This is a genomic window from Polaromonas sp. P1_E3 (assembly GCF_056405935.1).
Genome location: NZ_JBFUBD010000030.1, coordinates 1 through 25,152 on the forward strand (window position 1 = coordinate 1; position 25,152 = coordinate 25,152).

At 63.4% G+C, this 25,152-nt stretch carries 23 protein-coding genes; 22 read left to right on the forward strand and 1 reads right to left on the reverse strand.

All coding sequences use genetic code 11. The features are described 5' to 3' along the window. Positions 1–31: 31 nt before the first annotated feature. The 9 genes from AC1D0Z_RS07010 to AC1D0Z_RS07050 all read left to right on the forward strand — a co-directional run bounded on the left by AC1D0Z_RS07010 (position 32) and on the right by AC1D0Z_RS07050 (position 11,211). Positions 32–331, forward strand: a complete 300-nt coding sequence (locus tag AC1D0Z_RS07010) for an antibiotic biosynthesis monooxygenase family protein (protein ID WP_477649325.1) — start codon at positions 32–34, stop codon at positions 329–331. A gap of 11 nt (positions 332–342) precedes the next feature. Next, on the forward strand, positions 343–876 hold the full coding sequence (locus AC1D0Z_RS07015) for a metal-dependent hydrolase (protein ID WP_477657523.1): 534 nt from the start codon (positions 343–345) through the stop codon (positions 874–876). Beyond that, on the forward strand, positions 873–2,978 hold the full coding sequence (gene glyS, locus AC1D0Z_RS07020; RefSeq protein WP_477657524.1) for a glycine--tRNA ligase subunit beta: 2,106 nt from the start codon (positions 873–875) through the stop codon (positions 2,976–2,978). The genes AC1D0Z_RS07015 and glyS overlap by 4 nt, the downstream gene beginning before the upstream one ends. A gap of 19 nt (positions 2,979–2,997) precedes the next feature. Next, positions 2,998–3,570 (forward strand): D-glycero-beta-D-manno-heptose 1,7-bisphosphate 7-phosphatase, encoded by a 573-nt coding sequence (gmhB, locus tag AC1D0Z_RS07025; RefSeq protein WP_477657525.1) that lies wholly within the window; start codon positions 2,998–3,000, stop codon positions 3,568–3,570. 117 nt (positions 3,571–3,687) lie between these two features. After that, the gene (locus tag AC1D0Z_RS07030) at positions 3,688–4,467 is read left to right on the forward strand and encodes a lysophospholipid acyltransferase family protein (protein ID WP_477657526.1); all 780 of its coding nucleotides are present in this window, start codon (positions 3,688–3,690) and stop codon (positions 4,465–4,467) included. A 39-nt stretch (positions 4,468–4,506) separates the two neighbouring features. Further along, positions 4,507–5,532 (forward strand): M48 family metallopeptidase, encoded by a 1,026-nt coding sequence (locus AC1D0Z_RS07035; protein ID WP_477657527.1) that lies wholly within the window; start codon positions 4,507–4,509, stop codon positions 5,530–5,532. Between the two features lie 147 nt (positions 5,533–5,679). Then, a complete protein-coding gene (locus tag AC1D0Z_RS07040; RefSeq protein ID WP_477657528.1) occupies positions 5,680–6,120 on the forward strand; it encodes a response regulator in 441 nt (146 codons plus the stop codon). Positions 6,121–6,181: 61 nt separating this feature from the next. Beyond that, positions 6,182–10,459 (forward strand): PAS domain S-box protein, encoded by a 4,278-nt coding sequence (locus AC1D0Z_RS07045; protein WP_477657529.1) that lies wholly within the window; start codon positions 6,182–6,184, stop codon positions 10,457–10,459. A gap of 107 nt (positions 10,460–10,566) precedes the next feature. Next, positions 10,567–11,211 (forward strand): response regulator, encoded by a 645-nt coding sequence (locus AC1D0Z_RS07050; RefSeq protein ID WP_477657530.1) that lies wholly within the window; start codon positions 10,567–10,569, stop codon positions 11,209–11,211. Positions 11,212–11,437: 226 nt separating this feature from the next. Here the strand turns inward: AC1D0Z_RS07050 and AC1D0Z_RS07055 are convergent, their stop codons facing one another. Further along, on the reverse strand, positions 11,438–12,535 hold the full coding sequence (locus AC1D0Z_RS07055; protein ID WP_477657531.1) for an MBL fold metallo-hydrolase: 1,098 nt from the start codon (positions 12,533–12,535) through the stop codon (positions 11,438–11,440). 102 nt (positions 12,536–12,637) lie between these two features. Between AC1D0Z_RS07055 and AC1D0Z_RS07060 the strand changes: the two genes are divergently transcribed. The 13 genes from AC1D0Z_RS07060 to AC1D0Z_RS07120 all read left to right on the forward strand — a co-directional run bounded on the left by AC1D0Z_RS07060 (position 12,638) and on the right by AC1D0Z_RS07120 (position 25,152). Beyond that, the gene (locus tag AC1D0Z_RS07060; protein WP_477657532.1) at positions 12,638–13,045 is read left to right on the forward strand and encodes a MerR family transcriptional regulator; all 408 of its coding nucleotides are present in this window, start codon (positions 12,638–12,640) and stop codon (positions 13,043–13,045) included. A 149-nt stretch (positions 13,046–13,194) separates the two neighbouring features. Beyond that, positions 13,195–13,638, forward strand: coding sequence for a PaaI family thioesterase (locus AC1D0Z_RS07065; RefSeq protein ID WP_477657533.1), 444 nt, complete (start codon positions 13,195–13,197; stop codon positions 13,636–13,638). A 42-nt stretch (positions 13,639–13,680) separates the two neighbouring features. After that, positions 13,681–14,862 carry an isovaleryl-CoA dehydrogenase gene (locus AC1D0Z_RS07070; protein WP_477657534.1) on the forward strand — a complete coding sequence of 394 codons (1,182 nt, stop codon included), beginning with the start codon at positions 13,681–13,683 and terminating at the stop codon, positions 14,860–14,862. A gap of 7 nt (positions 14,863–14,869) precedes the next feature. Beyond that, the gene (locus tag AC1D0Z_RS07075; protein WP_477657535.1) at positions 14,870–15,718 is read left to right on the forward strand and encodes a hypothetical protein; all 849 of its coding nucleotides are present in this window, start codon (positions 14,870–14,872) and stop codon (positions 15,716–15,718) included. 51 nt (positions 15,719–15,769) lie between these two features. Further along, positions 15,770–16,462, forward strand: coding sequence for a carbonate dehydratase (gene can / locus AC1D0Z_RS07080; protein WP_477657536.1), 693 nt, complete (start codon positions 15,770–15,772; stop codon positions 16,460–16,462). Positions 16,463–16,474: 12 nt separating this feature from the next. Beyond that, the gene (gene aceK / locus AC1D0Z_RS07085) at positions 16,475–18,352 is read left to right on the forward strand and encodes a bifunctional isocitrate dehydrogenase kinase/phosphatase (RefSeq protein ID WP_477657537.1); all 1,878 of its coding nucleotides are present in this window, start codon (positions 16,475–16,477) and stop codon (positions 18,350–18,352) included. Positions 18,353–18,409: 57 nt separating this feature from the next. Next, a complete protein-coding gene (locus AC1D0Z_RS07090; protein ID WP_477657538.1) occupies positions 18,410–19,999 on the forward strand; it encodes a serine hydrolase in 1,590 nt (529 codons plus the stop codon). Positions 20,000–20,060: 61 nt separating this feature from the next. After that, a complete protein-coding gene (locus AC1D0Z_RS07095; RefSeq protein ID WP_477657539.1) occupies positions 20,061–21,242 on the forward strand; it encodes an acetyl-CoA C-acyltransferase in 1,182 nt (393 codons plus the stop codon). Next, positions 21,239–22,288 carry a DUF695 domain-containing protein gene (locus tag AC1D0Z_RS07100; protein WP_477657540.1) on the forward strand — a complete coding sequence of 350 codons (1,050 nt, stop codon included), beginning with the start codon at positions 21,239–21,241 and terminating at the stop codon, positions 22,286–22,288. The genes AC1D0Z_RS07095 and AC1D0Z_RS07100 overlap by 4 nt, the downstream gene beginning before the upstream one ends. Further along, a complete protein-coding gene (locus AC1D0Z_RS07105; protein ID WP_477657544.1) occupies positions 22,289–22,975 on the forward strand; it encodes an SDR family oxidoreductase in 687 nt (228 codons plus the stop codon). A 26-nt stretch (positions 22,976–23,001) separates the two neighbouring features. Beyond that, positions 23,002–24,129 (forward strand): acyl-CoA dehydrogenase family protein, encoded by a 1,128-nt coding sequence (locus tag AC1D0Z_RS07110; RefSeq protein ID WP_477657541.1) that lies wholly within the window; start codon positions 23,002–23,004, stop codon positions 24,127–24,129. A 167-nt stretch (positions 24,130–24,296) separates the two neighbouring features. Continuing rightward, positions 24,297–24,725 (forward strand): rhodanese-like domain-containing protein, encoded by a 429-nt coding sequence (locus tag AC1D0Z_RS07115; RefSeq protein ID WP_477657542.1) that lies wholly within the window; start codon positions 24,297–24,299, stop codon positions 24,723–24,725. Positions 24,726–24,735: 10 nt separating this feature from the next. Continuing rightward, positions 24,736–25,152 carry a YchJ family protein gene (locus AC1D0Z_RS07120; protein ID WP_477657543.1) on the forward strand — a complete coding sequence of 139 codons (417 nt, stop codon included), beginning with the start codon at positions 24,736–24,738 and terminating at the stop codon, positions 25,150–25,152.

A 25,152-nucleotide genomic window follows, 5' to 3' on the forward strand; every position in this document is an offset into this window, starting at 1 on the left:
GGGTAGAGCAGATGGCGAAGAAGGCCGCCTGATGATTCTGGAAATCGCCCAGTTGCAGGTCAAGCCAGGCGAAGCGTCCGCTTTCGAGGCGGCTTTCGCCCAGGCGCAAGCCATCATCGCATCAATGGGCGGCTACCAGGGCCACGAGTTGCAGCGCTGCCTGGAAAACGACCACCACTACATGCTGCTGGTGCGCTGGAACACGCTGGAAGACCACACCGTGGGGTTCCGCCAGTCAGAGCCTTACCAGGCATGGCGCAAGCTGCTCCACCATTTTTACGATCCGTTTCCCACGGTGTTGCACTACGCCGATGCCACACCCAAACGGTGAGCTGATTTTCGATGCCCACCATCTTTTCCCACATCGCCGTTCCCATTGCAGCCGCAGTGGCGCTGGGCAGCAAGCGGATACCGCCTTCCATGCTGGCGGCGGGCATGGTCGCGGCCATCCTGCCCGACTTTGACGGCATCGCGTTCAAGCTCGGCATCCATTACGGCGGTATCTGGGGGCATCGCGGCTTTACCCACACCCTGGGCTTTGCGCTCGTGGCGGGCTTCATTGGCTGGTGGCTGGCGCGGCACTGGAAACTGGCGCCGTGGCAAGGCTGTGCGTGGATCGCACTGTGCGTGTTTTCGCATCCCCTGCTGGACACCCTGACCAATGGCGGCGTGGCCATTCCCCTCTACTGGCCGTTTTCTGACCAGCGGTTTTTCAGTCCCTGGCGGCCCGTTGAGGTGTCGCCCGTCTCCTTTTCCCGGTTCTTCACGCAACGCGGCGCCGACGTGTTGCTCAATGAGATCCAAACCATCTGGCTGCCGCTGATGGTGGCAGCCCTGGCCATTTTTGCGCTCCGACATTCCCGAAAAAACCCATGAACGCCTCCCAAAATCTTCTTGTTGAACTGTTTGTCGAAGAGCTGCCGCCCAAGGCGCTCAAAAAGCTGGGCGATGCCTTTGCGGGTGTGCTGTTCGAACAGCTCAAGGCCCAGGGCCTGACGGCGGCAGATTCGGTCCTCACGGCATTTGCCTCTCCACGCCGTCTGGCCGCGCATGTTACGGCGGTGGCCGCCCAGGCGGCCGACAAGGCTGTTTCGCAAAAGCTCATGCCGGTGGCGGTGGGGCTGGACGCGTCGGGCAATGCCACACCCGCGCTGCTCAAAAAGCTGCAGGCGCTGGGCGCCGATGCGTCGGCTGTTGCCGGACTCAAGCGCGCCCCCGACGGCAAGGCAGAGGCGCTGTTTTACGACAGCAACGTCAAGGGTGCGACTTTGACAGAGGGTCTGCAAAAGGCGCTGCTCGAAGCCATTGCCAAATTGCCGATTCCCAAAGTCATGACTTACCAGCTGGCCGATGGCTGGAGCGACGTGAAATTCGTCCGTCCGGCGCACGGCCTGGTTGCGCTGCACGGCAACGCGGTCGTCGCCGTTGAGGCGTTGGGATTGAAAGCCGGCAACACCACGCATGGCCACCGCTTTGAAGCGGCCGTCGACCCGGTGGTGCTCAAGGATGCCGACGCCTATGCCGCCACGCTGCAAAAGGACGGCGCCGTGATCGCCAGCTTTGCCGCGCGCAAGGCCGAAATCATCAAGCAGCTTGCGGCAGCCGCAGCCAAAGTCGGCGGCGGCGCCAGGGCGATTGAAGACGATGCCCTGCTCGACGAAGTGACCGCGCTGGTCGAACGCCCCAATGTGTTGATTTGCGAGTTCGAAAAAGAATTCCTGGACGTGCCGCAGGAATGCCTGATCCTCACGATGAAGGCCAACCAGAAGTACTTCCCGCTGCTCGATGCGTCGGGCAAGCTCACCAACAAGTTTCTGGTCGTGAGCAATATCAGCCCGACGGATGCCAGCGCCGTGATTGGCGGCAACGAGCGCGTCGTGCGCCCGCGCCTGGCCGATGCGAAATTTTTCTTTGACCAGGACCGCAAGAAAACCTTGCAGTCGCGCGTTGAAGGTCTGGGCAAGGTGGTGTATCACAACAAGCTGGGCACGCAGGGTGAGCGCACGCAGCGCGTACGCGCCATTGCCGAGGCCATTGCCAATCGCCTGAATGCCAATGTGGCCGATGTGCAGCGCGCCGCCGAGTTGGCCAAGACCGACCTGGTGACCGACATGGTCGGCGAGTTCCCCGAGCTGCAAGGCATCATGGGCCGCTATTACGCGCTGAACGACGGCCTCAGCGCCGATGTGGCCGACGCCATTGAAGACCACTACAAGCCGCGTTTTGCCGGCGACGATTTGCCGCGCAATACCGTCGGCGTCATCGTCGCACTGGCCGACAAACTGGAAACGCTGGTCGGCATGTTCGGTATCGGCAATTTGCCGACGGGCGACAAAGACCCGTTTGCGCTGCGCCGCCATGCGCTGGGCGTGATCCGCATGCTGGTCGAAAAAGACCTGCCTCTGGGCCTGCTGGAACTGGTGCAAGGCGCACAGCCGGTGTTTGGCGACAAGATCCAGGATGCGTCGGGCGCTCTTGTCGACTTCATTTACGACCGCCTCGCCGGCTCCCTGCGCGAGCAGGGCTACAGCGCGCAAGAGGTCGATGCCGTGCTGGCGCTCAAACCGCAGCGCCTGGGTGATGTGGCCAAACGCCTGTCGGCCGTGCGTGCCTTTGCCGCGCTGCCTGAAGCACCCGCACTGGCGGCGGCCAACAAACGTGTCGGCAACATCCTGAAGAAGGCCGAAGGCACGGTTGAAGCTGCCGTCAAACCTGAGCTGCTGCAGGAAGCCGCCGAGAAATCCCTTGCCGACGCATTGAAGGCAGTGGGGCCCAAAGCCGAAGCTGCTTTCGCCGCCGGCGACTACGCCGCTTCGCTGCAGGCGTTGGCCGCCTTGAAGGCGCCAGTCGATGCCTTCTTTGACGGCGTGATGGTCAACGCCGAAGATCCGGCGCTGCGCGCCAACCGCCTGGGATTGCTGGCGACGCTGCATCAAGCCATGAACCGCGTAGCCGACCTTTCCAAACTAGCCACCTGAAATCTTTCGAGGCCAACCTATGAAACTTGTCATCCTCGACCGCGACGGCACCATCAACAGCGACAGTGACGACTTCGTCAAGGCACCGGACGAGTGGTTGCCGCTGCCGGGTTCGCTGGAGGCCATTGCGCGCCTGAACCATGCCGGCTGGCACGTCGTGATTGCGTCCAACCAGTCGGGGCTGGGGCGCGGCCTCTTCGACGTGGCAGCGCTCAACGCCATGCACGCCAAGATGCACAAGCTGCTGGCTGCCGTCGGCGGGCGCATCGATGCGGTGTTTTACTGTCCGCACGCCCCCGAAGACAGCTGCACCTGCCGCAAGCCGCTGCCTGGGCTTTTCGAGCAGATCGGTGCGCGTTTCGGCGTGCCGCTCAAGGGCGTGCCCACCGCCGGGGATTCGCTGCGCGACCTGCAGGCCGGCGCGGCGGCCGGGTGCGAGCCGCACCTGGTGCTGACGGGCAAGTCGGCGCGGTACCGCAGCGGCGGGCAGCCCGAGGGCCTGCCCGAAGGCACGCAGGTACACACCGATTTGTCGGCCTTTGCCGATTTCATCCTGGAACGCAGCGCCCGGCCCCTGCAAGTGGCCTTGTAGGTGGCGCTATAAAAATGCTAGCTGCTCGCGCTCGCCACATAAGGGCTGGAGCCTTAAAACACGGTGAAAACTGCTGTACACCAGCGTCCACAACCTGCCTGATACGGAAACCTTGACATGCGCCTGATTCGATCAATCCTTCACCTGCTGTGGATGGCCATCACGATCATCCCCTGGGCGACCTTTGTGGTGATTGCCTCCCTGTTCGTCAGCAGCAACACCATGTACTGGATGTGCGCGGGCTGGCTGCGCGTGGCGGTCCGCGGCGGAACCTTCATCCTGGGCATCAGGAACCGGGTCACCGGCATGGAAAACCTGCCTACGGGCCAGACCAGCGCCGCCGTGTTGCTGCTCAAGCACCAGAGTACCTGGGAAACCCTCTGCATGCCCACACTGATGCCGCACCCCCTGGCCTATGTGTTCAAGAAGGAGCTGCTCTATGTGCCGTTCTTCGGCTGGGCCATGGCGCGCATGGACATGATCCATATCGACCGCAGCCAGCGCTCACAGGCTTTCAACAAGGTCGTCGTGCAGGGCAAGCGCCTGATGGCGCAAGGCACCTGGGTCATCATGTTCCCCGAAGGCACGCGCATTCCGCGCGGCCAGAAGGGCACCTACAAATCCGGCGGCACGCGCCTGGCCATCGAAACCGGCGCGCCCGTGATCCCGATTGCCGTGACCTCGGCCAAATGCTGGCCGCGCAAGGCCTTCATCAAAACCCCGGGCATCGTCGACATCTCCATCGGCAAACCGATCGACAGCACGGGCCGGCAGCCGGACGAGCTGATGCGCGAGGTGGAAACCTGGATCGAAGCAGAAATGCGGCGCCTTGATCCCGAAGCCTATGCGGGCGAAGTGGTTGCCGCGCCCGCCACACCCGTCGCCCCCAATACCTGAGCGGCCAGCCTGCCCATGCTGTCAAGCTAAACTGCCATGATGCAACGGCTTCTTCAGTTCACGCTCGACCTGTTTGATTCCGAGCCTGCGCCGAAAGCCGCAGTCCCGGGCACCCGCAAGCCGGGAAAAATCAAGCCAAAAAGGCCTGAAACGCCCGATGGCCGTGCGCCACCAGCTATTGAAAACATAGCAACGGCCGATTTTGTCGGCCCCCATCTTCCCGCGCAAACCATCCAGCAGGCACTGGCCCCGGCCACTTTCCGCCACCCCCGCGCCAGCCGTGAGACCGTGCTGAACGGCGTGCTGGTGGCTTACGAGTTCCGGCGCAGCAAACGCAAGACCATCGGCTTTTCAGCCGGCGCCGACGGCCTCACGGTCAGCGCGCCCAAGTGGGTGCCGCTTTATGAGATCGACAAGGCCGTGCTCGAAAAATCGGGCTGGATCCTGGCCAAGCTGCAGGAAACCCGCGCCCGCCATGAACGGCTGGAGTCCGCACGCATTGACTGGAAGGACGGCACCACGCTGCCTTTTCTGGGCGACCAGGTCATTGTGGTGATCGATCCGCGGCACGCTTTCGGCGGAGTCGGCGCCGAGCTTAAAACCGGGACCGCGGCCCCCGACGTGCTGTTGCAGGGCAACAGCGATGCGGCCAACGGCACTTTGCCGGGTGTGGCGCAGCTCACGCTGCACGTAGGCCTGCCCCACCATGCCACGCCCGAGCAGATCCGCGACGCCGTGCAGGCCTGGCTGATGCGCCAGGCCAAGCGCATCTTTACCGAGCGGCTCAACCACTTCGCGCCGCACCTGGGCGTGCAATGGCACAAGCTCAGCCTTTCCAGCGCCGGCACCCGCTGGGGCAGCGCCAGCGCCGATGGCTCCATACGGCTGAACTGGCGCCTGATCCATTTCAAGCAGTCGGTGATCGACTACGTGGTGGTTCATGAATTGAGCCATTTGCGCGTCATGGACCACAGCCCGCGCTTTTGGGACACCGTGCGCGCGGTGGTGCCCGACTATGCCGAGCTGCGCGGCCAGCTCAAGGACGAAGCGATCCCGCGCTGGTAAACCCACGCTGTGGCGCCGGAAAGCCGCGTTTGCGCTCCCTCAAGGGGGTACAAATCACAATACTGCGGCGTTTCTTTACTTGGTAATATGAGAAAGGCAGAAAAAACACCAAAAGACAGGGATTGACTCCGTGCACCTGAAGTCCACATGAACGACAAACTCATACTTGTAGTTGAAGACAATCCGGACCACCTGGAACTGACCGTTTTGACCCTCGAGGAGCAAGGCGTCACCGCCGAGATTGCCGTTGCCCGGGACGGGGTGCAGGCACTGGACTTTCTTTTCGGGCAAGGCGCCCATGCCGGACGCGACACACAAAAGCAGCCGGCGTTCATCCTGCTCGACATGAAGCTGCCCAAACTCTCCGGTCTGGATGTGCTGCGCAGCGTGCGGGCCAATCCCCTGACCGCTCTGGTGCCGGTCGTCATGCTGACGTCTTCCAGCGAACGCTCGGACATCGTGGCGTGTTACCAGAGCGGGGCCAACGGGTTTGTCCGCAAGCCCGTCGATTTTGGGGGGTTGACCGAAAAGCTCAACCGCCTGCAGGCGTACTGGCTGGGCGTCAACGAATCCATCGCAGCAGGCTGACATCCCGTGATGCGCCGGTGGCCCAGACTCACCAGGTGCCGGAGCCTGCAGCATTGATGCCATGAAGGTTCCTGTCACCCTGCGGACCCGCCTTGTCATGCTCGTTCTGGTGGCGATCGTGCCGATGTTCGGGCTGTCCATCTTCAAGGCTGTGTATAACGCCGACACCGCTGTCGAGCGTGCCCAGGGCGACCTTCAATTTGCCACCTCGCTGGCTGCATCGAGCCAGCAGCGCCTCGCAGAATCGGCCCGGCAGGTGCTGACGGCGATCGTCCACGTGCCCGGCCTGCGGGACGGCAACGGCGACCGCTGCAACCGCTACCTGGTGGAAATCAAAAAACTGTTTCCGCTTTATGCCAACTTCGGCATCGTGGGCCCTGACGGCTACGCACTGTGCAACGGGCAGGAAGGCGTGCGGCTGGGTTATGTCGGAGACCGCGCTTACTTTCGCAACGCCATGGCGCAGCGCACCTTTGTGGCGGGTGAATACATTGTGGGGCGGGCCACGGGCCGCCCTTCCATCTCATTTGCATTGCCCTTGCTGGACAAGGAGGGGCGTGTAGACATCGTGGCCTTCGCTTCGGTCGACCTGGCCGAGATGGCGAAGTCCACCATGGACATCCAGTTGCCGCCCGGCGCCGCCCTTGGCATACATGACCGCGGCGGCGTGCTGCTGGCAGGCAAGCCCGACCTTCCCATACGTATCGGGCAGGTGGCAAAAAGCCCCGTGCTGAAGGCGGCCGCGCAACAAATGCGTGCCGGAACCAGCGACGGCCCGGATGGCGCCGGCCAGCGCCGTCTGTGGGCCTACATGCCCAGCAGCACGGACGCCAACGCCGCTTTTTTTGTATCGGTCAGCCTGGACCACCGGCTCGTCGTCGGCGCCAGCCGCGAGCAGCTGTGGCTGGAGCTTGTGGTGCTGTCGCTGGTGGCCTTTGTCGGGGGCGGCATCGCCTGGGTCATCGGCGGGCGCGCAATCATGGAGCCCACCCGGAACATTCTTGATGCCATCCGCCAGCTGCAGAACGGCCAGCTGGATGTCCGGATCCCGCCAGGCCAGCCGGACGACCTGGGGGAGTTCGCCAGGATATCCGCCGGTTTTAACCGCATGGCGGAGTCGCTTGAGCAGCATCGCAGCGTCCTCGAGGCCGAACTGGCCAACAGCGAGGCCATCCAGCAGAAACTGCGGGATGCGCAGCGCCTGGGCCGCATCGGCTACTGGCAGCTCGACACCGTCACCAACGAGAGCTGGTGGTCTGACGAGGTGTATGAAGTGCTGGGCGTTGACCGCGCGACTTTCGACCGGACCCATGGCGGGTTCATGCAGCTGGTGCATCCCGGTGACCGCCAGGCCTTCAAGGAAAGACGGGACCTGGCCGTGCGGACCAACCAGCCGCTGGACATTGAGTTTCGCGTCGTCACATCTGCAGGGGAAACCCGATGGGTTCACCTGTTCGGCCGCACCGAGGAAGCGCCGCCGGGCGACGGGGCGCCATCGGGCCAGCGCCGCTCGGGCGTGATCCAGGAAATTACCGACCGCAAGCGCGCCGAGCTGGTGGTCGCCCGCAGCACCGAGCTGCTGAACCGTACGGGTGCGCTGGGCAAGGTCGGCGGATGGGAGGTCGTTGTCGACACCATGACGCCCTATTGGTCTGACGAGATCTACCGCATTCACGAGCTTGATCCGGCGGACGGTCTCGGGGCTGAAGAGGCGCTCGACTTTTACGCACCTGAAGCGCGGCGCACCATCCGGTCTGTCGCCCAGGCCGCCATGCAACAGGGCGTCCCGTGGGACCTGGAGCTGCCGCTCATCACGGCAAAGGGCCGGCGGATCTGGGTGCGCACCCAGGGCCGCGCACTGCAGCAGGACGGCAAGGTCGTGAGCCTTGTCGGTGTGCTGCAGGACATCACCGAGCAGCACGAAGCGCAGGCCCATCTGCGCCTTCTGGAAACCGCCGTATCGCGCCTCAACGACATCGTGCTCATTACCGAGGCCGGGCCCGTCGACAGTTCCGGCCCTCGCATCATCTTTGTCAACGACGCTTTTGAGCGCCGCACCGGTTATACGCGCGAAGAGGTACTGGGCAAGACGCCGCGCCTGCTGCAAGGCCCCAAAACGCAACGGGACGAGCTCGACCGCATCAAGGCCGCCCTCGAAAAATGGCAGCCGGTGCGCGCCGAGCTCATCAACTACACCAAGAGCGGCCAGGAGTTCTGGCTGGAGCTCGATATTGTCCCGATCGCCGACGCCAAAGGCCAATACACCCACTGGGTCGCGGTGCAGCGCGACATCACCAAGCGCAAGCTGGCAGATCAGGCCCTGGTTGAAAGCGAACACCGCTACGCGGCCCTGTTCGAAATGGCGCCGATTCCGATGTGGGTTTTTGACTCCGAAACCTGCCGCTTCCTCACGGTGAACCAGGCGGCCGTCAAGAGTTATGGCTATTCGATGGAAGAATTCCTGTCGATGACGATCTACGACATCCGCACCGAGGCGGAGGCCAAAAACCTGCGGGCCCAGCAGGCCGCCTCGCCGCTGGTTGTGAAGGAGCGGTGGGAGCATCGCCGCAAGGATGGCTCGTTTTTTACGGCCCGGCCCTTTTCAACCTCGGTGCGGTACGCCGGCCGGCCGGCGCGGTTTGTACTGGCCCTGGATATCTCGGCCCAGGTCAAGGTCGAAAATGAAGTCCAGGAGCATCTGTTCACCTTGCAGCGCGCCGCGGATGCCGCCCAGGCCATCACCTGGCACCAGACACTCGAAAGCACCATGCACGAGGTGGCCGAGCAGGCGCGCGGCGTGATAGGTGCGCACCAGGCGATCGTCAGCCTGACCGTGAACAGCGACTGGGGGCAGGCCATCAATGCCCTGTCGCTTTCCGAGAAGTACGCAAAGTACCGGGGCCTGATCGAGCCGCCCGACGGCACCGGCATTTACGCCCTGGTCTGCCAGACCAACCGCTCCATGCGCATGACGCAGGCCGAACTCGAGGCGCATCCGCGCTGGCGCGGCTTCGGCAGCTATGCCGACAAGCATCCGGTCATGCGCGGCTGGCTGGCCGTGCCGCTGACGGGTCGCGACGGCAAGAACATCGGCTTGCTCCAGCTGTCGGATAAATATGAAGGTGAGTTCACGCAGGAGGACGAATACGTTGCGCTTGAGCTCGCCCAGCTCGCGTCCATCGCCATCCAGAACTCCCGCCTGATTGAGGAGGTCAGCCAGCTCAACACAGGACTGGAGCAGAAAGTGGCGGACCGCACGCTGGCGCTGGAACGCCAGCAGGCGCTCTTCAAAGCCCTGGCCGAGCAGGCCCCCCAGGTGGTGTGGACCAGCGACCCCGAAGGCGCGGCCACCTACTTCAACCGCGCCTGGTTTGAGCTGGCGGGCGGCAAGATGGAGGACTGGACCGGCACGCAGTGGTTTGCTGCCATCCATCCGGACGACCTGCCTGACGTGAAAGCCCGCTGGCAGGTGGCCAGGGCGACGCGGTCGCAATACTCGGGCATACGCCGCGTGCTGGCCCGTGACGGCCTGCACACCATGTCCTACCGCGCGTCGCCCGTGCTGGACGAACGCGGCGAAGTGGCGTTCTGGGTGGGCATCGACGCGGACATCACCGAGATCAAGGCCATTGAAGCCGCCTTGCGCCTGTCTAACCAGGAACTCGAAGCGTTTTCCTATTCCGTGTCGCACGACCTCCGCTCGCCCTTGAACACCGTGGACGGCTTCAGCCGCCTGCTGGGCAAACACCTGGGCGCCAACGCCAACGAGAAGGTGGTGCATTACCTGGCGCGCATCCAGGCCGGTGTGGCGCAGATGGGGCAACTGATTGAAGATTTGCTGTCGCTGGCGCAGGTCTCGCGCACGACGCTTAACAACAAGGCGGTGGACCTGTCCGCCCTGGCCCGCATCATCCTGGACGAATGGCAGGTCCGCGATCCCGAACGCAAGGTTGTGGTCCATATTGAAAAAGGCCTGAACGCCCAAGGCGACAGCCGGCTGGTCCGGGTGGTGATGGAGAACCTGATCGGCAATGCCTGGAAGTTCAGTTCCCAGCAACCCGTCAGCGAAATCACCGTGGGATCCCGGCTGGACGCCGCAGGGCTGCCGGAGTTTTTTGTCAGGGACAAYGGCGCCGGCTTTGACATGGCGTACGCCGACAAGCTCTTCACGCCGTTTCAGCGCCTGCATGCGGTTGCGGAGTTCCCGGGTACCGGCATCGGGCTGGCGACCGTCAGCCGTGTGATCAAGCGGCACGGTGGCCGGTTGTGGGCCGAGGCGGCACCCGGCAAAGGCGCCACGTTTTTCTTCACCTTGCCCACTGCGCCGGGGTCGGCCTGACGCCCCGCAGGCGTTAGTTGATGCTCACTATCATTATTCACGGAGCCATTGAGTCGAATTGATTAAAATGCGCAAGATGAAACACTCCATCCCCCGTTCGGCCTGCCATGGCGCGTGAACCCAAGTCCTTCGAGGCCGCGATCACGGCAGCGGATTTCTCCAGCGAGGATTACTGCGGCACCAGCTATGCGGCCAAGCTGCTGGGGCTCTCCGTTGCCACGGTGCAGTCCCTGGTGGAAAAAGGGGAAATCGAGGCGTGGAAGACGCTGGGCGGGCACCGCCGCATTGCGCTGCAGTCCATCAACGCCTACCTGGCCAAAAACAGCCCACAGCTGTCGCGTGTCGACACCGACCCCAAAAGCCGCCTGCGGGTTTTGATGGTGGAAGACGACGAAGACACCCGTGAGTTGTACCGCTGCCAGTTTGAAGAATGGGACCTTCCGGTTGATTGCACCTGGATGCCGTCTGCCCTGGAAGCCATGATGGACATCGCCAGCATGCGGCCCGACCTGCTGATCACCGACCTGTCCATGCCCGGTGTGGACGGCATTGAAATGCTCAAGACACTCAAGCGCAACGTGCAGCTGGCCGACATGCAGATCGTGGTGATCAGTGGCCTGGCGCCCGACGCCATCGAGGCCCGCGGGGGCCTGCCGCAACATGCCCACCTGCTGAAAAAGCCTGTCAACTTTGAATGGCTGCACGGTTACCTCACCGCTTTGGTGACGGCTAACCGGAAGTGGAGGGCTTGAGCCCCCACGCTGGATGTGGCCCCCACGGTCGCTCACTGCGTGTAGCTTCCTGCCCCCCGAGGGGGCCGCTGCGCCTGCGGCCCGGCAAAGCCGGTTCCGCGGCCCCGGCTGGTAAAGAGCGGGCCCCACAGCCATCCATTGCATTCTTATGTGCTTAATCGGGCTGTAGGCCAATACAGACGAGCGCGAGCAGCTACTAAAAACATAGCGCCCAGCGTAGCCCCGCTTACGGACTAACGCTGCTGAAACGGTAAATCCCGTCGGCGTCCAGCCGCCGCGTCAGCTTTCCACCAAACCACAGCGCGTGCAAGTGCGCCACCGCTTCGCCCATGGCGAAGGTGGTCTGATGCAGGTCCAGCTTGCGCGGGAACATGATGGGCAGGATGTCTGCCGCGCTGCACGGCGCGGCAGTGCAGGCATCCATCACTTCCGCCAGCCGGTCTCTGTGGTGGTCGTGCAGCTGGCCTATGCGTGTGTGAAGGCCGCGAAACGGCTTGCCGTGCGAAGGCAGCACCAGCGTGTCCTCGGGCAGGGGCAGGAATTTGTCGATGGATTCCAGGAACAGCGTGAGCGCGTTCGATTCCGGCTCCATGTCGTACACGCTTACATTCGTTGAAATGCGCGGCAACACCATGTCGCCGCTGATCAGGGTGTTCAACTCTGCGCTGTGCAGCGCTATGTGCTCCGGCGCATGGCCGTAGCCGCTGATGCAGCGCCAGTCGCGCCCGCCGATACGCACCACCATGCCGTCCATGATGCGGACATAGCTGGCCGGAACCGCCGGCACCATGCCGGGGTAGTAGCTGGCACGGCCGCGGATTTTTTCGACGGATTCCGGGTCCACCAGTCCGTGCGCGGCGAAAAAGCGCGCGGCGCTTTCCCCGCCGAAGCCGGTGGTGCTTTGTGAGCCGATGCGGGCCGAAAGATAGTCGGTTGCGCTGATCCACAACATGCACACGTGGCTGGGCGTGGTCCAGCGCTCACACAACCAGTGCGCCAGGCCAATGTGGTCGGGGTGCATGTGCGTCACGACGACGCGCAGCACCGGCAGGCCCTCCAGCTGGGTGGCAAAAATCGCTTCCCACTGCGCTTTGGATTCTTCCCGGCTGATGCAGCAGTCCACGATGGTCCAGCCCTGGATCTTCTCGCCCGCCCGGTCCGGGTCGTCGATCTCATCGCGCAGCAGCCACAAGTTGATGTGGTTCAGCGCGAAGGGCAGGGCCATGCGTATCCACCTGACACCCGGCGCCACCTCCATCGTCATGCCTGACTCGGGCAAGGTGTCGCCAAAAGGGTAGTGCAGTTGCTGCTCAAGGAGGTTCATGGCATATTCACGGTATATTTGACGTTTACGTAAACGTCATACACAACCATTGTAGGGACCGCGCCTCTTTCGCGCTGTCGCCCGAGTTTCCAGAGATCCATCATGGCCACCACCTACACCATCAGCGACCTGGCAAAAGAGTTTGACCTGACGACGCGCGCCATGCGTTTTTACGAAGACATGGGACTGTTGCAGCCCCAGCGCGAAGGCGCCGGCGGACGCAACCGCGTGTACACCGCGCGCGACCGCACCCGCCTCAAGCTCACCCTGCGCGCCAAGCGCCTGGGCCTGTCGCTGGTCGAGGCCAAGGAAATCATCGACTCCTATGACAGCCCGCGCGACACCGCKCCTCAGCTCAAGAAATTCCTGGCCATCCTGACAGAGCACCGCAAGAAGCTCGAAGCCCAGATGCTGGACCTGCAGGCCAACCTCGACGAAATCCGCACCCACGAAAAAGAAGCCAAGGCCCTGCTCGTCAAGACCGAAAAGGCCAAGGCCGGCAAACCCTAGCCTTGGCAAAGAGGCCGGGGGCGGGCCCCGCCGTTTGCCCCCTGGCCCGGCCGGGGCAAGCCAGGCCGGCCGCAAATAGGCCATAATTGACGTTTACGTAAACGTCAACTAAAACAAGAGCCGCCTTTTATCCGTTCTAAGGGTCTTCCATGGATTCAACCGCCGCACCGTCCGCACTGTTTCGCCGCATTGAAGCCAGCTTTTTGCGCCAGGGCCTGATGCAGCACCTGGGCGCGCACCTGCTGCGCGTGGAGCCGGGCCTGTGCGAGGTGGCCTTGCCTTATTCGGAGCGCGTGACGCAGCAGCAGGGCAGCTTTCACGGCGGCGCGATGGGCGCGCTGGCCGATATCGCTGGCGGCTATGCCGCGCTGACCATGGCTGCGGACGACTCCGAAGTCACCACGGTCGAATACAAGATCAACTTCATGGCCGGTTTCAGGGACGGCGAGCTGCGGGCCCTGGGCCGTGTCGTCAAGGCCGGCAAGCGCATCATCGTCACAGCCGCTGAAGTCACGCACGTCGGCCCTGATGGCAAGGAAAGCGCCTGCGCACTGATGCAGCAAACGCTGGTGCCTGTGCCCAAAACCTACTAGCCCCTCATTCATCTCTCATCAATCGCTTCCAGAAAGCCCACCATGACCAACATGCCCGGACTCAACTTCCAGCTCGGTGAAGACATCGATGCCCTGCGCGACGCGGTGCGCGAATTCGCCCAGGCTGAAATCGCCCCGCGCGCCGCCGAAGTCGACCGCAGCGACCAGTTCCCGATGGACCTGTGGCAAAAAATGGGATCGCTCGGCGTGCTTGGCATCACTGTCGGAGAGGAATACGGCGGCGCCAACATGGGCTACCTGGCCCACATGATCGCCATGGAAGAAATCAGCCGTGCCAGCGCCTCGGTGGGGCTGTCGTACGGCGCGCACAGCAACCTCTGCGTCAACCAGATCAAGCGCAACGGCACCGACGAGCAGCGCAAAAAATACCTGCCCAAACTCATCACCGGCGAACATGTAGGCGCACTCGCCATGAGCGAGCCCGGCGCCGGCAGCGACGTCATCAGCATGAAGCTCAAGGCCGAAGACAAGGGGGGCTACTACCTGCTCAACGGCAGCAAGATGTGGATCACCAATGGCCCCGACGCCGACACCCTGGTTGTCTATGCCAAGACCGAACCCGAACTCGGCGCGCGCGGCGTCACCGCCTTCCTGATTGAAAAAGGCATGAAGGGCTTTTCTGTCGCGCAAAAACTCGACAAGCTCGGCATGCGCGGCAGCCACACCGGCGAGCTCGTCTTCAACAACGTCGAAGTGCCGGCAAGCCAGATCCTCGGCGGCCTCAACAGCGGCGCCAAGGTGCTGATGAGCGGCCTTGACTACGAACGCGCCGTGCTCACGGGCGGGCCGCTCGGCATCATGCAGTCCGTCATGGACAACGTCGTCCCCTACATCCACGACCGCAAGCAATTCGGCCAGAGCATCGGCGAGTTCCAGCTCATCCAGGGCAAGGTCGCCGACATGTACACCGTGCTGCAGGCCGGCCGCTCGTTTGCCTACACGGTCGCCAAAAACCTCGACATGCTGGGCACCGACCACGTGCGGCAGGTGCGCAAGGACTGCGCCTCCGTCATCCTCTGGTGTGCCGAAAAAGCCACCTGGATGGCCGGCGAGGGCGTGCAGATTTACGGCGGCAACGGCTACATCAACGAATACCCGCTGGGCCGCCTCTGGCGCGACGCCAAGCTCTATGAAATCGGTGCCGGCACCAGCGAGATCCGCCGCATGCTGATCGGGCGCGAATTGTTCGCCGAGACCATGTGACGCTGATTTGAAAATGATCTTCCCGATGGATTTGTTGATACCTGCGCTGCGCCGGACGGCGAAGTGGCTTCCCGTGCTCGTGCTTGGCGCGCTTCTAGGTGCCTGCGAAAAGGATGAGCCCCTGCCCTACGCCGCAGTGCCGCAGGCCGACGCTACGTTCGAATGCGGCGTCCCCGAATCGCTGCGCGGAAAGGCCGTGAACGTTTTTCTGGATGCCTCAAGAGTGGGGGAGGTTTCCGAAGAAGCCGTGCTCGCCCTGAAAGGCCGTTTCGCGGCGTACGCTGTCGGCCTCACCTTGCGGGACGGCACAACCATCAGCATCGACCTTGACGAACCCATGGGTTTTACCGCCAAGGGCCAGACGCTTCACACAGGTTGTGAGCAGTTCAAGTGGGCCAGCATGGGAAACCTCACGCTGTTTGAATACAGCCACGGCGCCGCAAATCCTTTTCCCGCCCAGCAGTTGATGTATTCGCACGGCCCCTCGCCCGACTTCAAAAACCTGCGCCCGCTTCTCGCGGGGGGCAACAAGGCGGCATTCTATGAACGCGAAGGGGACCGCTGCCTGAGCGGCTTTGTCCAGGGTGACGGTGAGGTCGAGCGGTGGTGCTATCAGAGCGGCAAGCTGTACCAGACCCGAAAGATGCTGAAAGGCTCGCTCCCGGACGGAGGGTACCGTTTTGTCTGCGATTTTTCCGGAGAAGGCCCTTTGCTGATTGACGCGTCCGTCGTGAAATCCGGGCCGAATCCCACCCCATCGAGCCCCGAGGAAAGCGCCAGGGCAACGGCCGCATTTACCGATCAATGCCTGGCCGAAAAAGCACTGTTGAAGGCGAAGGCGATCGATGAAACATGACTTTCAGCCGCTTGCCGGACGGCATCCCCGCAGGCAGGCGAAAATACGCCTATGACCACATCGCTCCAAGACCTCTTCGCCCACAACCGCGCCTGGGCCGCGCAGATGGAAGCCGAGCGCCCCGGCTTCTTCACCAGCCTTGTCAAGCAGCAGACACCCAGGTACATGTGGATAGGCTGCTCCGACAGCCGCGTGCCCGCCAACCAGATCACCGGGCTGGAGCCCGGTGAGGTGTTCGTGCACCGCAACGTTGCCAACATCGTCGTGCACTCCGACCTCAATGCGCTCTCGGCCATCCAGTTCGCGGTGGAGCGGCTCAAGGTCAAGGACATCATGGTGGTCGGCCACTACGGCTGCTCGGGCGTGCAGGCAGCGCTGGAAGGTGCGCGCATTGGTCTTGCCGACAACTGGCTGCGCCACATCCAGGACGTGCGCCATCGCCACCGCCAGCTGCTCGATAGCCTGCCCGAAGACGTGCGCGCCAAGGCGCTGTGCGACATCAACGTGATCGAGCAGGTGGTCAACGTCTCGGTCAGCACCGTCATGGTCGATGCCTGGGCCCGCGGCCAGGAGGTCACCGTGCACGGCTGGGCCTTCGGCGTGCATGACGGCCTGCTGCAGGATTTGCAGATGAGCGTTGCGGGCCCCGAGGCACTCGACAGGCTTTACAGCAAGGCCGTCGACCGCGTGTGGGACATCTGGAGCACCCGCGCCGGCGGCGGTTTGCAGCAGCAGCTGGTCTGACCGGGCAACGCCATGTTTCCCCAACGCCTGGACTCGAGCATTGCCTACGACATCGCCAAGGCGATGATGGATGGCTTCAACCGCCACTACCAGCTCTTTCGCACCGAGTCCGCGCGCGCCAAGCACCGCTTTGAAACCGCAGACTGGCATGGCCAGCAGCGCGCCCAGCGCGAGCGCATCGAGTTTTACGACCTGCGTGTGCGCGAGGCGTCCATGCGCCTGGAGCGGGAGTTCAAGGCCGGCGACCAGCCCATGGACGTCTGGCAGCAGGTCAAGCTGCATTACATCGGCCTGCTCGTCAACCACCACCAGCCCGAGCTGGCCGAAACGTTTTTCAACTCGGTCACCACCAAGATCCTGCACCGCAGCTACTTCCAGAACGACTTCATCTTTGTGCGGCCGGCCGTCAGCACCGAATACATCGAGAACGACGAGCTGGTGTCGCAGCCGACCTACCGCGCCTACTACCCCACCCGCGGCAACATGCGCGAGGTGTTGCTGCAGCTGGTGCGCGACTTCGACCTGCGCCTGCCGTTCGACGACCTGGAGCGCGACGCGGGTTATGTGCTCGAAGCCATCAGCGGGCGGCTCACCGACGTCAAGCTGCGCGCCAATTTCCAGATCCAGGTGCTGACCAGCCTGTTTTTCCGCAACAAGGGCGCCTACGTCGTCGGCAAGATCATCAACGGCTTCAATGAAGTGCCGTTCGCGCTGCCCGTTCTGCACAACAAGGCAGGCAAGCTGGTCATTGACGCCGCGCTGTTTGGTGAAGACGACCTTCTCATCCTGTTCAGCTTTGCGCGCGCCTACTTCATGGTCGACATGGGCATCCCCTCGGCCTATGTGCAGTTTTTGCGCAGCATGATGCCGCACATGCCGCGGGCTGAAATCTACAACGCGCTGGGCCTGGCCAAGCAGGGCAAGACGCTTTTTTACCGCGACTTTTTGTACCACCTGCGGCATTCCACCGACAAGTTCCGTATTGCGCCCGGCATCAAGGGCATGGTCATGCTGGTGTTCGACCTGCCCTCGTTTCCTTACGTGTTCAAGGTCATCAAGGACTACTACCCGCCGCAAAAAGACACGACGCGCGAACAGATCAAGGGCAAGTACCTGCTGGTCAAGCAGCATGACCGCGTGGGCCGCATGGCCGACACGCAGGAATACAGCGAAGTGGCCTTCCCGCGTGAACGCTTCGACGATGAGCTGATCGCCGAGATCGAGAAATTCGCGCCCAGCCAGCTCGAGATCAGCGACCGCGACGGCGACGGCGCGACCGAAGTCATCATCAAGCACGTCTACATCGAGCGCCGCATGATCCCGCTCAACATCTACTTGCAGGAAGCGTTTGACGCCGGCGTGCAGGAACCCGCCGCCAAAGACCAGATCGAGCGCGCCGTGGTCGAGTACGGCAACGCCATCAAGGACCTGGTCGCCGCAAACATCTTTCCCGGCGACATGCTCTGGAAGAACTTCGGCATCACGCGCCACGGCAAGGTCGTGTTCTACGACTACGACGAGATCGAATACATCACCGACTGCAACTTCCGCAAGGTGCCTGCGCCGCGCAACGAAGAAGAAGAAATGAGCGGCGAGGTCTGGTATTCCGTCGGCCCCAAAGACGTGTTCCCTGAAACCTTTGGCCCCTTCCTGCTCGGCAATGACGCGGTGCGCGAAGTCTTCATGAAGCACCACGGCGACCTGCTCGATGCCCATTTCTGGCAAAGCCACCAGGCACGCATCCAGGCCGGCCATGTGCACGACGTGTTTCCCTACGAACGCGAAAAGCGCTTCATCAAGCTGCACAGCCCCGGCGCACCCGACGACGAGGTGCTCACGCAACTGCCGCCCGAGCCCGTGCTCACGGGCCTCAGCGGCCTGACGCCCTGAGGCAGGCCGGGATGACGATGGACGCCTTTCAGACCTTGTGACGTGAAGGAGACGCTGATGATGTCCCGACTCTTCTCCCCAGGCCTGTTGCCTCTGGCATGGCTCGCGGCCGCCGTGGCCGGCGCCCCGTCTGCCTTTGCCCAAAGCCCGCCCGCGCCCGAGCAGATTGAGCGCGCCATCGGCCGGATCGACGGCCTGGCCGCGCAGTTGATGCAGCGCACCGGCATTCCGGGCATGGCCGTGGCTGTGGTGCAGGGCAACCGCCTCGTTTATGCCAAAGGCTTTGGTGTGCGCGCGGCCGGATCCCCGCAGCCCGTCGATGCCGACACTGTTTTCCAGCTCGCGTCCATGTCCAAGCCGATAGGCGCCACCGTGGTCGCGCAGCAGGTCGGCGCCGGCAAGGTCACCTGGGAAACACCCATGCGCAAGCACCTGCCCGGCTTTACCCTGGGCAATGCCTACGCCAGCGAAAACATCACCATCGGCGACCTGTACGCGCACCGCTCCGGTCTGCCCGACCACGCCGGCGACACGCTGGAAGAGCTCGGCTATCCGCAGCAAGACATCCTGCGCAGCTTCAGCCAGCTGCCGTTGACACCGTTTCGTTCGTCCTACGCCTATACCAACTACGGCATGACGGGCGCCGCAATGGCGGTGGCCGCTGCGGCCGGCACCGACTGGGCCAGCCTCTCGGAGCAGGTGCTCTACAAGCCGCTGGGCATGGCCTCCACCAGCTCACGGTTTGCGGATTTCCTGGCCAGGCCGAACCGCGCGGTGGGGCATGTCAAGGAAAACGGTGTGTTTGTCATCGGCCCCGAGCGTGGCTACATCCTCGGCCGGCAGAACTGGTCCACGGGTTTCAATACCGACCGCCAGCAGCCCTCCGGCGGCGTCAGTTCATCGGCCAGGGATGTCGCCAGATGGATGTCCTTTGTGCTGTCCGGAGGCGCCGGCCCCGGTGGGCAGCTGGTGCCCGCAGCCGCACTGATGCCCGCCCTCACACCCAAGGCCATCGCACGCGAGGCCTCTGCGCCGGGCCAGCGCCCCATTCACTACGGCTATGGATTTTCAGTCGACACCACCGAAGCGGGCCGCATCCTGCTGAGCCACAACGGCGCATTTTCCTGGGGCGCGTCCACCAACTTCGCCGTCATGCCGTCGGCCAACGTGGGCATCGTGGTGCTCACCAACGCCTGGCCCACCGGCATTGCCGAAGCGCTGGTCGCGCAATTCAACGATCTGGTGCAATACGGCGCCGCGCGGCAAGACTGGTTCGACGTGTACGCCCCCGCCTTTGCCGCTGTCTTCAAGCCGCAGGGCGAACTCGCCGGCAAGCCGCGTCCCGCGCAGCCCGCGCCGCCGCAGCCGCTTGAGGCTTATACCGGCACCTGGCGCAACAGCTACCACGGCCCGCTGCAAGTCGTGCGCACGGCGCAGGGCGCACTTGAGCTGCGCATAGGCGCCGCACCCCAGCTGGTCTTTCCCCTGCAGCACTGGGACGGCGATACCTTTACGTTTGTGCCGCTCAATGACAGCGCCCCGCCGGATTCGCTTTCCAGGGTTACGTTCAGCGGCAACCAGATCACCCTCGAGCACTACAACCAGCAAGGCCTGGGCACTTTCACGCGCGTTGCGGCGCAGCCGTAAAGCAGTCCATAACGCCGCCGCACCCCTTCACTTTTCATCGTTTTTTTTCAAGGAGAACCTCATGCCTGATTCCATCGTCATCCTCGGCGCAGCCCGCACCCCCATGGGCGGCTTCCAGGGCGACTTCACCAGCCTCTCGGCCCACGACCTGGGCGGTTATGCCATCAAGGCCGCCATCGAGCGTTCGGGCATTGCGCCTGAAAAAGTCGACGAAGTACTGTTCGGCAATTGCCTCATGGCCGGCCAGGGCCAGGCGCCGGCACGCCAGGCCGGCTTCAAGGGCGGCCTGCCCGCCAGCGTGGGCGCCGTCACGCTCTCCAAGATGTGCGGCTCCGGCATGGAAGCCACCATGCTCGCGCATGACCAGCTTGTGGCCGGCAGCCGCGACGTGATGGTCTCCGGCGGCATGGAAAGCATGACCAACGCGCCCCACCTTCTGCTCAAGGGCCGCAGCGGCGTGCGCATCGGCCACGACCGCATCTATGACCACATGATGCTTGACGGCCTGGAAGACGCCTACGAGCCCGGCCGCGCCATGGGCACCTTCGGCGAGCAGTGCGCCGACAAATACAAGTTCACCCGCGAAGCACAAGACGCCTTCGCCACCGCCAGCGTCAACCGCGCCAAGGCCGCCACCGAGTCCGGCGCCTTTAAGGCCGAGATCACGCCTGTCACCGTCAAGGGCCGCAGCGGCGACACGGTCATCTCCATCGACGAAGGCCCGGGCAAGGTCAAGCTCGACAAGATCCCCACGCTCAAGCCCGCCTTTAAGAAAGACGGCACCATCACCGCAGCCTCCAGCTCGTCCATCAACGACGGCGCCGCCGCCCTGGTGCTGGCGCGCGAGTCGACCGCCAAAGAGCTGGGCGCCAAGCCTGTGGCCCGCATCCTTGGCCACGCCACCTTTGCGCAAGACCCTGAATGGTTCACCACCGCACCGGTGGGCGCGGTCAACAAGCTGCTCAAGAAAATCGGCTGGAGCGTAAAAGATGTGGACCTGTGGGAAGTGAATGAGGCTTTTGCCGTGGTGCCCATGGCCGCGATGAAGGAGCTCGGCATCAGCCACGACATCGTCAACGTCAACGGCGGCGCCTGCGCACTCGGCCACCCCATCGGCGCCAGCGGCGCCCGCATCCTGGTCACGCTGATCCACGCGCTCAAGGCCCGCGGCCTGAAGAAAGGCGTTGCCACCCTGTGCATCGGCGGCGGTGAAGGCACGGCCATGGCGATCGAGCTGGTATGACGCAAGAAGCGCCGCAAGAACTGTCGCCCGCTGAGCTCGCCCAGCGCATCAACGCCTTCTGGCTGGCCTTCCAGCAAGGCGAGGCAGTCCTCGTCAGGCAGCCGGTGCGCGAGCAGGTCGAAAAAATCAACGAAGTTCTTGAGGCGCACCTCGAAGGCCTGGCGCTTGAAATGTCGGCCAACGACGGTGATCAGCATATCGACATGATCGCCACGGCCCACGGCTCCAAAGACCGTTTTCCGCTGCTCATGGATTTTGTGAAGCAGGCGCCTCCCCTGAAGCACTACACCCTCCGCGCTTTTCGCAGCCGCACCGAAGAACCCGATTTTCCGATCCGCATGGACGATTTCGAGCTCGCCACCTCCGAGCTGCTGATCGGCCATTTCGCCGACGAGGGGCAGGTGGGTATCGAGGTCAAGTTCGACCGCGAGCTGCCCAGTGACATGCAGGACCACGCGCGCAACATGGCCTTCATCATGCTTGACCATGTGCTGGGCGAGTACGACTTCGCGATCAAGGTCGGGGTGGTGGACTTCGTTGACGAGTTTTCCGGCGAGGTCATTCACGCTACGCCGCTGCATCAGTTCGGCGCCGTGATGGACAGCTTCTGGACCGGCGACCTGGGGCATACGGGGCTTTTCCCGGTTGGCGAAGACCGGTGGTCCACGCTGACGCTTGCCTTTGAAAGCGACGRCGAAGGCAACCACGCGATCGTGTCTGTCAACGACAGCGCCAATGCCGTGGCAGCCAGGCCGGACCTTGGCCATGCGGTCGAGCTCCGGCTGCCCGCGCACGACCAGGCAACGCTCGACACCGCCCGTGACCTCCAGGACCAGATCGCCACCCGGCTTGAGCTCCAGCATGCAGGCATCCTGTCGCACACCATGTTGCGCAACGGCGAGCGCATGGCCCATTACTACGTTGGCGACTTGCCCGCAGCGCTTGAAATGATCAACGCCAGCGTGCGTGCGGCCTCTCTTGCGGACGCCGATCTGCGCAGCGAATTCGATCCGTCATGGTCGAAGTACTTCGAGTTTGCAGGCTGAATCGTGAAAGTTCTCATCATCGGCGCATCACGCGGCATAGGCCTCGAACTCGCCCGCCAGTACCTGGCCGAGGGCGCGCAGGTCATCGCCACTGCCCGTGACGACGAAGGCCTGCAACGCCTCAAGGGCCTAGGCGCCAAGGCCTTGCGGCTGGACGTGGCCGAGCCCGCCAGCATCAGCGGCCTGGCCTGGCTGCTGGACGGCGAAGCGATCGACATTGCGCTCTACGTGGCCGGCGTGTTTCCGCAGGGCGATGCATTGAGCCCTCCGACGCGCGAAGTCTTTGACCACACCATGCACACCAATGTGCTGGGCGCCATGCAGGCCATCCCGCAGGTCGCGCCCATGGTCGAGGCCTCACGGCTCGGAGGCGGCGGCAAGGGCCGCTTCGCCTTCATCACCAGCGGCATGGGTTGCATTGGCGAGGTAACGTCCAGCAGCAACTGGACCTACCGCGTCAGCAAGGYCGCGCTCAACATGGCCGTGGCGTCTGCCCAGCATGACTACCCCAAGGCCATCATGGTCGCGCTGTCGCCCGGCTGGGTGCAGACCGACATGGGCGGCCCCGGCGGCAAGCTGACCGTTGAACAAAGCGTCTCGGCCATGCGCAAGACGCTGGCCGGGCTCAAGCCCGGACACAAGGGCGCTTTTCTTGACTACGACGGCCGCCGCTTCAGCACCTGGTGAGCCTTGCACTCCACTGAAAGATTCCGATGATCCTGACCCAAGACCAAACCATGATCCGCGATGCGGTGCGCGAGTTTGCGCAGGCCGAGCTCTGGCCCCACGCCGCGCGCTGGGACAAGGAACACCACTTCCCCGTCGAAGCGCACAAAGGCCTGGCCGCACTCGGCGCTTACGGCATCTGCGTGCCCGAAGAATTCGGCGGCGCCAACCTCGACTACCTCACGCTTGCGCTGGTGCTCGAGGAAATCGCTGCCGGCGACGGTGGCACCAGCACCGCCATCAGCGTCACCAACTGCCCGGTCAATGCCATTCTGATGCGTTACGGCAATGCGCAGCAGAAAAAGCAGTGGCTGACACCGCTGGCCCAGGGTGAAATGCTCGGCGTCTTCTGCCTGACCGAGCCGCACGTGGGCAGCGACGCGTCATCACTGCGCACCACGGCAGTGAAAGACGGCGACGGCTATGTCATCAATGGTGTGAAGCAGTTCATCACCAGCGGAAAAAATGGACACGCAGCCATCGTGATTGCGGTGACCGACAAGGGCGCCGGCAAAAAAGGCATGAGTGCCTTCATCGTGCCCACCAGCGCGCCGGGCTATGGGGTGGCGCGGCTTGAAGACAAGCTGGGACAGCATTCCAGCGACACCGCGCAAATCAATTTTGACAACTGCCGCATCCCGGCCGACAACCTGATCGGCAGCGAAGGCGAGGGCTACAAGATTGCCCTGGGCGCGCTCGAAGGTGGGCGCATCGGCATCGCCGCGCAAAGCGTGGGCATGGCGCGCAGTGCGTTTGAGTTTGCCCTCAGCTACGCCAAAGAGCGCCAGAGCTTTGGCACTGCCATCTTCAACCACCAGGCCGTAGGCTTTCGCCTGGCTGATTGCGCCACCAAAATCGAGGCCGCCCGCCAGCTGATCTGGCATGCGGCCAGCCTGCGCGACGCCGGCCTGCCATGTTTGAAGGAAGCCGCCATGGCCAAGCTTTTTGCCAGCGAAATGGCCGAAGAAGTCTGCAGCGCCGCCATCCAGACTTTGGGCGGTTATGGGTATGTGAGTGACTTCCCGGTGGAGCGCATTTACCGCGACGTGCGTGTGTGCCAGATTTATGAAGGCACCTCGGACGTCCAGAAAATTATCATTAATCGAACACTTTAGCCCCCACGGTCGCGCACTTCGTGTCGTTCCCTGCCCCCCGAGGGGGCCGCTGCGCCTGCGGCCCGGCAAAGCCGGTTCCGCGGCCCCGGCTTGATTTGGACAGACCGTAAACTTGCCGATGCGGACCTCATCGCCATTGGTTCGCTATCCACAGCAGGAGACAGAGCATGCCCATCACCAAAGGATTCCGCGCACTGGTCGACGAGGCCATGGCGCAGGTCAAAACTTATTCCGTGGCAGAGGCCAGGTCAAAACTCAGCGACCCCAAGGTGCAGATCGTTGATATCCGCGATGTGCGTGAGCTGACAGCCGGCACCGTGGTGGGCAGCTTTCACGCACCGCGCGGCATGCTCGAGTTCTGGGTAGACCCGGAGTCCCCGTACCACAAGCCCCTGTTTGCCGACGAAGGCAAGGAGTTCATCCTCTTTTGCGGGGCCGGCTGGCGCAGCGCGTTGGCCACCAAAACCCTGCAGGACATGGGCATGCGCAACGTCGCGCACATCGACGGCGGTTATGCCGAATGGGTCAAGCAGGGCGCACCCACCGAAACGCTGGAAGAGCGCAAGGCCCGCGCCAACAACAACGCCTGTGGCTGATGCGCGGGTGATGCCGGGCCCGCAGCCGTCCCAGCCCTGTCCTTGCGGCCGCACTGGCCCGGCGAAGAAGCCACTGCTGTTTGCCAACTGCTGCAGCCCTTACCTYGACCACTTCGAGGCCAAGCCTGCGCCCGATGCTGAGTGCCTCATGCGCTCGCGCTACACCGCCTTTGTGATCGAACGCGCAGACTACCTGCTCGCCACCTGGCACAGCAGCCATCGGCCCGCGTCCATCGAGTTTGACCCCGGCGTGAAATGGCTGGGCCTCGAAGTGCGCAGCCATCGGCAGATTGATGGCACCCACGCCGAAGTCGAATTTGTCGCCCGCCAGAAAAACCCCGGCAGCCCGGCCGTTCGCCTGCATGAACGCAGCCGCTTCGTGCGCGAGGAAGGCCGTTGGTACTATGTCGACGGCGACATTCAATAA